The 11,813-nt window shown below is 41.5% G+C and carries 11 protein-coding genes and 3 pseudogenes; 7 read left to right on the top strand and 7 right to left on the bottom strand.

Annotation, left to right across the window (positions count from 1 at the left end; all coding sequences use genetic code 11):
• Positions 1-300: 300 nt before the first annotated feature.
• Together JFY49_RS09495 and JFY49_RS09490 are read right to left on the bottom strand one after the other, a co-directional pair.
• Positions 301-948 (bottom strand): HAD-IB family hydrolase, encoded by a 648-nt coding sequence (locus JFY49_RS09495; protein WP_200222678.1) that lies wholly within the window; start codon positions 946-948, stop codon positions 301-303.
• On the bottom strand, positions 915-2,123 hold the full coding sequence (locus JFY49_RS09490) for a DUF1615 family protein (protein WP_200222677.1): 1,209 nt from the start codon (positions 2,121-2,123) through the stop codon (positions 915-917). The genes JFY49_RS09495 and JFY49_RS09490 overlap by 34 nt, the downstream gene beginning before the upstream one ends.
• An 82-nt stretch (positions 2,124-2,205) precedes the next feature.
• Here JFY49_RS09490 and dusB point away from each other — a divergent pair, with 82 nt between their 5' ends.
• Together dusB and JFY49_RS09480 are read left to right on the top strand one after the other, a co-directional pair.
• A complete protein-coding gene (gene dusB, locus JFY49_RS09485; protein WP_200222676.1) occupies positions 2,206-3,231 on the top strand; it encodes a tRNA dihydrouridine synthase DusB in 1,026 nt (341 codons plus the stop codon).
• 272 nt (positions 3,232-3,503) lie between these two features.
• Positions 3,504-4,078 (top strand): annotated as a pseudogene (locus tag JFY49_RS09480) (glycine zipper domain-containing protein).
• A 63-nt stretch (positions 4,079-4,141) separates the two neighbouring features.
• Here JFY49_RS09480 and JFY49_RS09475 read toward each other — a convergent pair.
• Positions 4,142-5,185 (bottom strand): NAD(P)H-dependent flavin oxidoreductase, encoded by a 1,044-nt coding sequence (locus JFY49_RS09475; RefSeq protein ID WP_200222675.1) that lies wholly within the window; start codon positions 5,183-5,185, stop codon positions 4,142-4,144.
• 220 nt (positions 5,186-5,405) lie between these two features.
• On the opposite strand from JFY49_RS09475, the gene JFY49_RS09470 reads away from it, so the two are divergent.
• From JFY49_RS09470 to JFY49_RS09460, 3 genes are read left to right on the top strand one after another with little or no spacing between them, the layout of a single operon-like run.
• Complete coding sequence (locus JFY49_RS09470; protein ID WP_200222674.1) at positions 5,406-6,665, top strand: putative DNA modification/repair radical SAM protein; 1,260 nt, start codon at positions 5,406-5,408, stop codon at positions 6,663-6,665.
• The gene (locus tag JFY49_RS09465; RefSeq protein ID WP_131288128.1) at positions 6,665-7,444 is read left to right on the top strand and encodes a TIGR03915 family putative DNA repair protein; all 780 of its coding nucleotides are present in this window, start codon (positions 6,665-6,667) and stop codon (positions 7,442-7,444) included. The genes JFY49_RS09470 and JFY49_RS09465 overlap by 1 nt, the downstream gene beginning before the upstream one ends.
• A gap of 52 nt (positions 7,445-7,496) precedes the next feature.
• Positions 7,497-8,015, top strand: a complete 519-nt coding sequence (locus JFY49_RS09460; RefSeq protein ID WP_131288125.1) for a hypothetical protein — start codon at positions 7,497-7,499, stop codon at positions 8,013-8,015.
• A gap of 64 nt (positions 8,016-8,079) precedes the next feature.
• Here JFY49_RS09460 and JFY49_RS09455 read toward each other — a convergent pair.
• From JFY49_RS09455 to ahpF, 4 genes and pseudogenes are all read right to left on the bottom strand, one after another.
• Positions 8,080-8,295, bottom strand: a pseudogene (locus tag JFY49_RS09455) (YeeE/YedE thiosulfate transporter family protein); the annotation flags it as partial.
• A pseudogene (locus JFY49_RS17535) lies at positions 8,289-8,444 on the bottom strand (VIT family protein); the annotation flags it as partial. The pseudogenes JFY49_RS17535 and JFY49_RS09455, both read right to left, overlap by 7 nt.
• Positions 8,445-8,565: 121 nt before the next feature.
• A complete protein-coding gene (locus tag JFY49_RS09450) occupies positions 8,566-8,910 on the bottom strand; it encodes a hypothetical protein (protein ID WP_131288119.1) in 345 nt (114 codons plus the stop codon).
• A 188-nt stretch (positions 8,911-9,098) separates the two neighbouring features.
• Positions 9,099-10,664 (bottom strand): alkyl hydroperoxide reductase subunit F, encoded by a 1,566-nt coding sequence (gene ahpF / locus JFY49_RS09445; RefSeq protein WP_131288116.1) that lies wholly within the window; start codon positions 10,662-10,664, stop codon positions 9,099-9,101.
• A 263-nt stretch (positions 10,665-10,927) separates the two neighbouring features.
• Between ahpF and JFY49_RS09440 the strand changes: the two genes are divergently transcribed.
• Both JFY49_RS09440 and JFY49_RS09435 read left to right on the top strand, forming a co-directional pair.
• Positions 10,928-11,149, top strand: a complete 222-nt coding sequence (locus JFY49_RS09440; protein ID WP_131288113.1) for a DUF1653 domain-containing protein — start codon at positions 10,928-10,930, stop codon at positions 11,147-11,149.
• 62 nt (positions 11,150-11,211) lie between these two features.
• Entirely contained in the window at positions 11,212-11,802 is a 591-nt protein-coding gene (locus tag JFY49_RS09435; protein ID WP_131288110.1) for an O-methyltransferase, read from the top strand.
• The last annotated feature ends 11 nt before the right edge of the window (positions 11,803-11,813 follow it).

The raw sequence follows: 11,813 nt of genomic DNA, 5'->3' as shown, positions 1-11,813 counted from the left end.
TTCACCCAAAACTCCAGTAAGAAAAAGCACTTTTGGTAAGTTTCCATCTTAAAGGAATATTGTCGCTCGTATCTGAATTTTTGTGCACTAATTTCATCAGCTAATCGAAATCGACTGTTAGATGTGGAATCAGCAACTAAATACTGTCCTTATTTAGGGCTTGAATAAATGATCTGTATCTATGGAATCTGGGTTTTTATCTACTGCTTCAGATCAGATGATTGAAGTTTCTTCTATCACACATGTATGTCGTAAATTCCATGAGCTGCATATGAGCTGGGACATTAAAATTGCTGAAAACTAAGCCAATTTTTTATGATTTAAAATGTTTGGCAAATGATCAGGTCCACCAACCATGTAGCCATGATCAGCAAGCGCAAGCATTTCATTATCCTCATGACTATTTCCATAGGCATAAATCACAGCATAATCAGCTAAATGATATCTTTCTAAAATTCGTAGTCTTTTCTGTTCCGAACTGCAATCGGGTGTGGTGTATTGTCCTGTATAGATATTATTGACCTGTTCAGTATGGGTGCAAATTAAATCAATATTTAATAACTCACAGACAGGCTTGAGATAGACATCGACCGATGCCGACACCAATACAACATCATCGCCTAAGGCTTGATGCTGCTTAAGCTGGTTAAGCAAAGGCCGATTTAATTGATTCATTAAATTTGCTGCATATTCCTGTGCCATTTGTTGTAGTTCTAAGGCATTGGTATTGCTAAACATGGCACGAAACAATTTGGAACGCATGGCTGGTGCAGAATAGACATTCAAATAATACGCTTGAATCCAGGGCAGAATTTTTATGCCTTGTTTGACAATATGACGTTTAGATAAGGCATAAAAGATAAACCCTGTAAAACTGTCCTTTTTACACAGGGTTCCATCAAAATCAAAGAGCGCTAAATTTTTATTCTTTTTGCCCGTTGCATACATGATTGATATCTTCCATTTACGCGCGTTGCAAACCAGTTGGTATTATAATCACGACTCAGTTTAGGGCCAGAAATGACCACTTCAGGCATAATAGCATAAATTGGCTCTTTGCCTGTTTTCTCTTGGTAGAGCTTGGTTACCGCACGATAGGTTGCTGTATCTTCAAAACTTTTTTCTTTTTCTTTTTTTAGGTCAGAACGAATCTGTCGTGGTGTTACCAGAATATTGTTGGCTGCAAATACACTGATCAGTTCGCGTTCGGACTGACTGGCTGCTGAACGGACTGAGCCATCTTTCGTGTAAAGTAACAAATCACCATCCAGGTCAAGCTCTGTTGCCGTCAAGTCATTGAGCATGCTTTGAAAAGCTGCGTTGCGACTTGAATACATGCCAGAGTTATAATCTGCAAAACGATAAATCGCTTTATCATAATCGGCAGGGTACATCATCAAGCGGTGGATACCGTAATACAAGCCACCATATTGACTATATAAATCAGTACGTAATTCGGCCATGTTACCACCTTGACGTTTATGTTCTTTGGCATAGCCAATATGAACCTGCATGGAACCTAAAGTGGTAATCGGATTTAATTTTTCGCCCATGTCTTGACCGACCAGTTTGGCCGCACCAGTTAAGGCACTGACATGATAATGTTTTGACATATAGTCAAAAATTTCACGATAGAGTTCATCTAATTCACGCTCGGTTTTCACGCGACGCATTTGACTTAAATAATTATTTTCAGGGGTGGGCTGATTTTTCAGAACCTGCTCAAAATAACCGGCCATGGTTCCGCCCAGAGTATCGCCCAATTTATCTTTAAATTTTTCATCCAGCCGATCTTGAACTTCTTTCACCGCTTTTTCACCTAAACCGGGAACTTGCGGGTCAGCAACGAAGTTGGATTCCTGATCTACCACAGCCACAATACTGCAAATATTTTCTTTGGTTTGAGGAATACCGAGCTGATCGGTAATGTCGTAAATGTCTTTGGCCCAAGAACTACGTTCATTAACACGGGGTGGAATAAGACGCTTGACTTGATCTTCTTTTAAGGTGGGTTCATTGTTTTTTGACCACCATGAGTTATCGCCACAGGCCATCAGGCTCAAAGACAAAGCCAGAATACTCAAAGATTTAAACCGAGATGAAGTAAAAAGAGTTTTTTTCATAATGATGAAAACATGTTCCAAAAGGATGAGCCCATACAGCAGATGCAGTATACTATGCCGGTCGAAAAAGTGATGAATTTATATGTATATTGGTCCATATCAACTGTCAAATAATTTAATTGTTGCTCCCATGGCAGGTGTTACGGATCGTCCCTTCCGGACGTTGTGTAAATATTTTGGCGCAGGCCATGCCGTCAGTGAAATGATGACTTCAGACCAGACTTTACGCATGAGCAAGAAAAGTCTGTACCGTGCCAATTTTGATGGTGAACTTGCTCCGATATCCGCGCAGATTGCCGGTTCTGAACCCGGCGAGCTGGCAGAAGCGGCACGCTATCAGGTGGCGAATGGCGCACAGATTGTTGACATCAATATGGGCTGTCCGGCCAAAAAAGTCTGTAATAAATTAGCAGGTTCTGCATTATTAAAAGATGAAGATCTGGTGGCACGAATTTTAGATACGGTGGTTGCGGCAGTAGATGTCCCTGTGACTTTAAAGACCCGTTTAGGATATCTAAATGGCCATGAAAATATTCTGCGCGTTGCCAAGCGTGCTGAAGAAGCGGGGATTGCTGCATTGGCACTGCATGGCCGTACCCGTGAAGATATGTACTTGAATACAGCACGTTATTCTTTGATTAAAGAAGTCAAACAAATGCTGAATATTCCCGTGATTGCTAATGGGGATATCGACAGTCCTGAAAAGGCTAAATATGTGCTCGATTATACCGGTGCTGATGCAGTCATGATTGGGCGCGCTGCACAAGGCAGACCGTGGATTTTTCGTGAAATTTCCCACTATTTGGCAACAGGTAAGCACTTGGCTGCACCAAATATTCAAGAAGTTAAAGATGTGCTGTTAGGACATTTATCTGAACTTTATGATTTCTATGGTGAATACTCAGGTTGCCGTATTTCTCGTAAACATATTGCCTGGTATACCAAAGGTTTACGTTCAAGCAATGAATTCCGCCAAAATATGTATAAGGTTGAAAGCACGGCCGAGCAGTTTAATGTCGTAGAAGATTATTTTAACCAGCTTCTTGCTCAAGGTGAAATTATGAGTGACGTACAGGTGGAGCAGGTGAATTTGCTCGAAACCAGATAATTTTTATTGCTCCATTTTAAATAGATTACTGCTCTTTATTGCAAAGAATTTCAGCAAAAAAAGAGTAGTAACTTTTTCTTTATCAAAACTTTTTTTCGTAATTTGTATAAAACAATATTCAAAGAATTACATTCTACAACATCTCATCACCCATTCAGGACACTTATAAGACATAGCTTATTCAGAAGTGCTTTATGCTGAATTTTTCTACAGCTTAAATAAGCTGCTTGTCTAAACATTTTGTATATAGATAGGATAGAAGGAGAAAGCGAATGGTCAATATAAATCGTCCTATGACGGAAGCTGATCTTACTCATCCAAATAAACGTCCAGAAGAACCAAGAACAGATGTGCACGCTGATCCTATTAACGATAAGGGAAGTAATCGGGTTCCTGACATGAATGAAGCAAATGATCACCCTGTGGGTACAAGTATTGGTACAGTGGGTGGTGTAGCAGCTGGTGCTGCCCTTGGATCTGCAGTTGGTCCTGCAGGTGCGGTAGTTGGCGGTATTGTCGGGGGCATTGTTGGTGGAATTGAGGGTAATGACATCGTAGAAACAGCGAACCCGGAAGAGGAAGATGCCTATTGGCTCGAACAGCACCGTGATAGACCTTATTTCCATGAAAGCCTGAATACCTATGGGGCTTAGATTATGAGCGCGATTACCGGAGTGCTTATCAGGTCGGATATGGCAGCCGATTTCAATACTACAGTAATGTCGAGTTTGAGCATGTTGAGCCGGACTTAAGAAGCAAATGGGAAACTACCAAGGATCAGTCCCGTCTCAGCTGGGAAGAAGCCAAATATGCAGCTAAAGATGCATGGCTTCGTGCTCCATGCTAGATGAATGTTGAACAAAAAACCTCTCAACTGAGAGGTTTTTTATCGAATATATACGCCAGTAAATTAGGCTTGACTAATTTCCAGAACCAGCTGATTAATTAAATCCGCAGCTTCCATCTCCCGAATTTGGGTGACATTGGTTCCCGCCCAAAATGCTCCAAAACCATGGTCACCTTGTGCAGCGGCTGCGGCATGCAGTTGTTTACCCAAGTCATAGCAATAGGGGTAAGTGGCAACTGGAGGACGTTCAGGTCGATCGATTTGGGTATGCCAGTGGTTAATTAGACCGCGAGCAGGTCGTCCCGAAATGCTTGCAGTCATTTGGGTAATCGGTTTGCTAAACAGGGCTTGTCGATAGGCCGTGTTGACATTGGAACTTTTGCACTGTACGAAAGCGGTGCCCAATTGAACAGCTTCGGCACCTAACTGGATTAGGAGCTGAGCCTGGGTGCCATTCATGATTCCGCCCGCAGCTACAACAGGCTTGCTACAGTACTGTTTTAACAATTGTACCAGATCAGAAGTTTTGACTGAGCTGTCAAATGTTTCATTAAAAATGCCACGGTGCCCACCGGCTTCAATGCCTTGCGCAATAATGATATCAATCCCAGCCGCTTCAATCTGCAGTGCTTCAGCCAGATTAGTCGCTGAAACCATCGTCAGGATACCGGCCTGTTTTAAGGCCTGAATTTGATGAGGATGCGGAATGCCGAAGTGAAAACTTACTGCCTGAGGTCGAGTTTCTAAAACCAGATTTAAATAGTCATCGTTATCGAGAAAGCTGGGATAGATACATTTTAATTCTGTCGGCGGAGTTGCATGATACTTCTGAAATTGAGGGGATAAATATTTAATCCACTGATCTGCTATATTTTTGTCGAGCGAGGCGCTTTGATGACAGAAGAAATTGACCTGAAATGGTTTATGCGTAAGTGCTTGCGTTTCTAAAATTTGTTGACGTGCTGCCGCAACTGTACTGGCACCCAAACCCAATGAACCCAAACCGCCTTGATTGGAAACCTCAGCTGCCAGTTGGGGAGTAGAAACACCTGCCATCGGTGCAAGGAAAATAGGATGTTTAATTTCAAGTTGTTCTAATAAAGTCATATTTGGCTCCTATGCATCTCATCACTTTGCCCAAGCCCTATAAATTAAGCAAATAATATTCGTTATTTTTTTATGAAATAAAAAGTTTTTTACACCTAAAAATAAATGAAAATGCAGTGATAAATAAAGCGTCAAACCATGTCGCATAAAAGACCGCTGCCCATGTAGTTTGAGTTGAAAATTTTATAATACAGATTTATCTTTTTAGCGCTGTTTATCCATGTCTGATCGTATCCGTGAAAAACTGCAAATTTTAGCCGATGCTGCCAAATATGATGTCTCCTGTTCCTCAAGTGGCAGTAACCGAAAAAACAAAGACAAAGGGCTAGGGAATACCGGCTCCGGTATTTGTCATAGCTATACCGAAGATGGTCGCTGTGTATCTTTGCTTAAAATTCTGTTTTCCAATGTGTGTATTTATGATTGTGCTTACTGCGTGTCACGTCGCTCCAATGATGTAAAACGGGCAGCTTTTACCGTTCAGGAAGTAGTAGATTTAACCATGAACTTCTATCGCCGGAATTATATTGAAGGTTTGTTTTTAAGTTTAGGGATTTTTAAATCGGCAGATTACACCATGGAGCGGATGCTGCAAGTGGTGAAAAAATTACGTCTGGAAGAAAATTTTAACGGTTATATTCATTTAAAAACCATTCCTGGAGCATCGCAGGAAATCATTACTGAAGCGGGGCTGTATGTTGACCGGATGAGTATTAATTTAGAAATGCCGACTGAGGCAGGCTTGCAGAAATTCGCCCCCGAGAAAACCCATGCCGAAGTTCAAAAAGACTTGGGTATTGTGCGTGACCGTTTAATCCAGGTTAAAGATGAACGTAAGCTGATTCGCTCAGTTCCTAAATTTGTTCCGGCAGGGCAAACCACGCAAATGGTGGTGGGAGCATATAGCGAAAGTGATCAGGATATTATTTTGATGGCAGACCGGCATTACAAAGAGTTTAAACTGAAACGGGTGTATTACTCGGGTTATATTCCAATTAATGAACAGGAAAAAGCCTTGCCTGCGATTGGTTCAGCACCCCCCTTATTAAGAGAAAATAGGCTTTATCAAAGTGACTGGTTGATGCGTTTTTATGGTTTTGAGGCGACAGAACTGGTCGATGAAAAACACCCGAATTTGGAGCTGGATGTTGATCCCAAGCTGGGATGGGCATTAAGGCATCCTGAACAATTTCCAGTGGATCTGAACCGGGCGGATTACCGCATGATTTTACGTGTTCCGGGTATTGGTGTGCGCTCAGCGAAAAAAATTGTCCAGGCGCGTTGCTTTGGCAAAATTTATATCGATCAACTGAAGCGTATGGGCGTTGCATATAACCGTGCGCAGCATTTTATCCGCTGTGCCGATACGCCAAAATTTATTAAGGAGCAGTTGCCAGGCCAGATTCGAAGTCAGATTTTTCAGTCGGGACAGTCCAAATATGTGCAGCAGTTATCGCCACAATTGGGTTTTGGTTTTTAATGGCAACTTACTGTTTTGATAGCAGCATGACTGGTCTGTTGAGCTGCGTGTTTCGTGCCTTTCAATTTAAAGAGTTTCGGGTGCAGGTGACGAGCAATCCACATGCGCAAAAGGGTTTGTTTGATGATTTTATACAGGTCGCATCGAATGAAGAGCATGCACAGCGGGTCTGGCGGGGATTGAAGAAAAAAACATCGGGCCAGAGTCAGCGTAATTTTTACTATACTTTTCTATCTGAAAATCAAACTGCTTATCAACATCTGTTTAACTATTGCCTCTATGTTTTTCAAACTCGCTACAAGGTCGATGAAAACTATGGGCATGCTGATGTGCTGGCTTTATCGCAATGGGCAAAGCAGGTTGGTCGTGAAAAGCATCGTATGGAAGCCTTTGTACGCTTCAAGAAATGTCAGGACGGTCTGTTTTTAAGTCTGGTTCGGCCTGATTTTAATGTATTGCCGCTGATTGAACGGCATTTTAGGGCACGTTATCAAGATCAACGCTGGCTGATTTATGACGAAAAGCGTAAATATGGCATTTATTATGATTTGCAACAGCTGCATCAAATTGAAATGGATGCTCATCAGGTCGATGCCACATTCGCGAGTGGTTATAGTCAGGCGTTTACTGTAGAACTGGATGAACAGGAATTACTGTATGACCAGCTGTGGAAAGATTATTTCCGCAGTGTCAATATTCAGGTTCGGCAAAATATGAAACTGCATATTCAGTATGTGCCGAAGCGTTACTGGCGTTATATGAATGAAAAATCAATATAGCTGCATATTTCAGGCATACTATTGCAAGATTTAGTGATGAGGACAATTTATAATGAAGCCGTTCGTTTTGGCGACTTTAATTTTAAGCGTAGTACTTTCAGCATGTTCATCTTCCGAACAGCAAAAAATCCAGATTGATCCTCAAAAATATAAGGTGCAGGATGCAGCCAGATTGCAGCAGCGCTTTGAAAGCTTAAATCAACAATTATCTAAAGATTATCAGGCTTTTAAAAAAAGCAACAATATTGCCTTTTCAGACCAGTCGCTACTTGATGTGAATCAATTACAGACTTTAAATCTGCATGCCGTGAGCAGCACTTCCTTAAAACCGGTCAAACAGGCATATTGTCAAATGATGAATGGCTATTTTGCCGAAATGTATCAGTTGGGTCATCAAAATCTGAATATCATTGGACAGGTGAAATTCCCCCATGCGCAGGGTGAAAACTTAAGCAAAAAATTTGCGGATGCAGACCAGTTTTATGATTTTATTTTAAACCATTATACCTCATACCGTCAGGCTCAAGAGATTATGGGTTTTGGCTGTAATTTAAAAGCGGCGCTGCATTAATTAAAAATAGGATAAACAAAAAAGCCCATTCAGTGATGGGCTTTTTATAGGCTGAAATTCGGATTTAACAACCAGTTAATTTTCCAGGTTGTGGTCGTTTGTCCGGGAAGAAAACTGGACGAAGTTTGATGCCAATACTGTTACCCAGTAAGGCAAAGATCAACCATAACCAGCCATGCAAACTCCTTGAAGCAATCCTGCTGAAGTAAGCACCAGATATACAGTCATATGTGAGACGAACACCGTATCCGAGCAGTAATTCTCCAACTAGCGCAGCAATAAAGTATGTAGATATACACTACTGATAGCCATACCCATAATTAAGCTGGTCACGGAAATAATTCCGTCATTTGCTCCTAATACTACAGTACGTAATAATCTACCTGTTCTTTGAACATAATATTTTTCATGAAGATATGAATATGGTATGTGAACATGCTTTGAATCATTATTTCTTGCAACTATCATCGAAGTAATGTGCATAAAAAAGTCAGATTTTTCAATAAAAAAGCTCCTTTTTAAAGGAGCTTTTTTATTTCAACCATTCACATTATTGTTGAGCTTTTTCTCGAACATTTGAAGCACCTTCTTCCACAGCACCGGCAGTTTTTGCAGTAGCTTCTTTCGCTGCATTTTTAATATCTTTTGCTGCGGCTTCAGTTTTAGCAGCAGCTTCATCACCTGCTGCCTCAATTTTAGAGGTAGCTTCATTAGCAGCAGCTTGAGTTTTCGCTTCAGCTTCCTTTGTGGCATCAGAAATATCATGACCTGCTTGATTGGCTGCATTTTCAAGATGTTCGCCAGTAGTTGCACCTGTTTCTGGTGCTTCTTGTTTATTACAACCCACCAGGGCAACGCTAGCAGCAAGACCTAAAGCAATAAGCAATTTATTCATTTTCATTTCCTTTTAATTGTGGCACCCACCTAAATAGGGGTATTTTGAATATAGCTAAAAAAATGCACAAATTATGAGCTAAAATTGTTAATTAAATGTAATTATTTTTTATGAAAAAATGAGGGAAAAAAAAGGCTTATACCACATTGTGATATAAGCCAGATCAAACTATTTATGCTGAATATAGATTACTGTCCCGAACGGATAATGTAATCAAAGGCAGATAGCGATGCCTTGGCACCTTCACCTGTAGCAATGATGATTTGCTTGTACGGTACGGTAGTACAGTCACCGGCAGCAAACACACCCTTCACGTTGGTTTCGTTGCGCTCGTTAATCACGATCTCGCCACGATTGGTCAGTTCAACAGCGGTTTCTTTCAGGAAATCGGTGTTTGGCAACAAACCGATCTGTACAAAAATTCCCGCCAGTTCAATCGTATGTTCCTCATCCGTTGCACGGTCCTTGTATTTCAGTGCAGTGACCTGTGAACCGTCACCGACTACTTCAGTCGACAGCGCATTCTTGATCACGGTGGTATTTGGCAAGCTGTTGAGCTTGTCTTGTAAGACCTGATCGGCACGCAGTTTGGTGTCAAATTCCACCAAAGTTACATGCTCGACAATCCCGGCTAGGTCAATCGCCGCTTCCACACCCGAGTTACCTCCACCAATCACCGCAACGCGTTTGCCCTTGAACAGTGGACCATCACAGTGCGGACAGTATGCTACACCACGGGTTTTGTATTCCTGCTCACCCGGAACGTTCATCTCTCTCCAGCGTGCACCAGTCGATAGAATGATGGTTTTCGATTCTAACTTCGCGCCATTTTCCAAAGTGACTTCAACTAGGCCATTCGCCGTTTCATCTGCACCTTTAATGTTAGCAACACGTTGCAGGTTCATGATGTCCACACCATACTCACGTACATGCGCTTCCATTTCGGCGGCAAATTTCGGACCCTGGGTTTTCTGTACGGAAGTGAAGTTTTCAATGTCCATGGTATCCATGACCTGACCGCCCATGCGCTCCGCCACGATTCCGGTTTTAATGCCTTTACGCGCCGCATAAATCGCTGCGGTGTTGCCGGCAGGGCCGCCACCAATCACCAGTACATCAAACGCGTCTTTGGCATTTAACTTGGCGGCGTCTTTGGCTGCAGAATTGCTGTCCAGTTTGGCAATGATCTCTTCCAGGGTCATACGGCCCTGACCGATGTGGGCGTTGTCCTGGAACACCATTGGTACCGCCATGATCTTGCGCTGTTCCACTTCATCCTGGAAGAAAGCACCGTCAATCATGGTGGCCGTGGTGCCCGGGTTATAGATCGCAATTAAGTTTAGGGCTTGAACCACATCAGGACAATTATGGCAGCTTAACGATACAAAGACATCGAAGTCCGCTTTAAGGTCAAGACCTTTAATGCTTGCAAGCACTTCATCTGACACTTTTGGGGCATAACCTGACACTTGTAACAAGGCCAGAATCAGGGAAGTAAATTCATGTCCCATCGGCAAGCCGGCAAAGAAGACACGCGGTTCTTCACCTTGTTTTGCCACCCCAAAGCTTGGGGCACGTTTATTTGTACCGTCGAAGCGTGCAGTGACTAAATCAGATAAGGCTGCAACTTCAGTCACCAGTTCTTTAATCTTGTCAGATTTATCTGAACCATCTAGAGTTGCGACCAGTTCAATCGGGCTTTCCAGACGTTCCAAGAGTGTTTTAAGTTGTGCTGAAGTATTTTGGTCTAACATGGCTAACGTCTCCAAGGGAGTAAATGCTGATTTAATAAAGCTATAGTAGGCTAAATATTTAAATAGGTAAAACATTTCATTTTTATAAAAACAATTGGTTTAATAGATTGATGGGTTTTTTACAAAAATACTGTCTTAAGTAAATGCTGATTTAGTGTGAATATTCAAGTATTAAGTTGAAATTAGAGCATTTTTAATAAATTGCTGCATATTTCTGGGTAATTTTGATTATGATGACCCTATGTTTTAACAAGGTTATAAAAATGCAATTCAAAGTCGGGATTTATCAACACTATAAAGGCAAGTTATATCAGGTCTTTCATGTTGCTACGCATAGTGAAACAGCTGAGAAACTGGTGGTATATCAATGTTTGTATGGCGATTATTCAATGTGGGTACGTCCCCTGGAAATGTTTCAGGAAATGGTCACACTCGATAATGGTACAGTTGTTCCACGATTTAAATTAATTCAAGCAACTTCATGAACTAGATTAACGACATCAATAAACGCTAGACTCAACAGAATAACAAGACAGGAATAGCTGTGATGAGCATGAGTGAAATATTCCAGAAGCGAATGCAGGAGTTGCATCAAAGTTTTATTAAATTTGATGCCTTACAAAAAGACCGTATTCAACGTTATCGAAATATAGAACCGGATTCTGCATTATTTTTAGCCATGCAAGTGCGCATCCAACAATCTAAAAATATTTTGGAGATTGGCACTTCAACAGGTTATTCGACTTTATGGCTGGCGAATGCAGCACAGACTTCACAAGGTCATGTCACTACTTTGGAAATTGATCCGGCACGTACCCAGCAAGCTCAGCAATATGCCAATGAACTACAATTGAGTGAAGTGATTGATTTTTGGGTAGGGGATGCACAAAGTTTTCTTGAAAAGGCCGAACAGCAATATGACTTTATTTTGTTAGATGCTGAACGGGATGCCTATATGGATTACTGGCAGTATTTGCCGCATATGCTGCATCCTAAAAATGGCGTCATATTTGTCGACAATGTCATATCACATGCAGCAGAAGTTCAGCAATTTATTGCACTGGTGAAAAGTGATGAACGTTTTATGAGTATGACTTTATCGATTGGCTCAGGTCTGTTGATGCTTTGCTATAAATAAATTTGTATGAA

This window comes from Acinetobacter sp. CS-2, from assembly GCF_016599715.1.
Lineage (GTDB): Bacteria > Pseudomonadota > Gammaproteobacteria > Pseudomonadales > Moraxellaceae > Acinetobacter.
The sequence above is the reverse complement of the archived record's forward strand: the minus strand, read 5'-3'. Positions and strand labels throughout refer to the sequence as shown.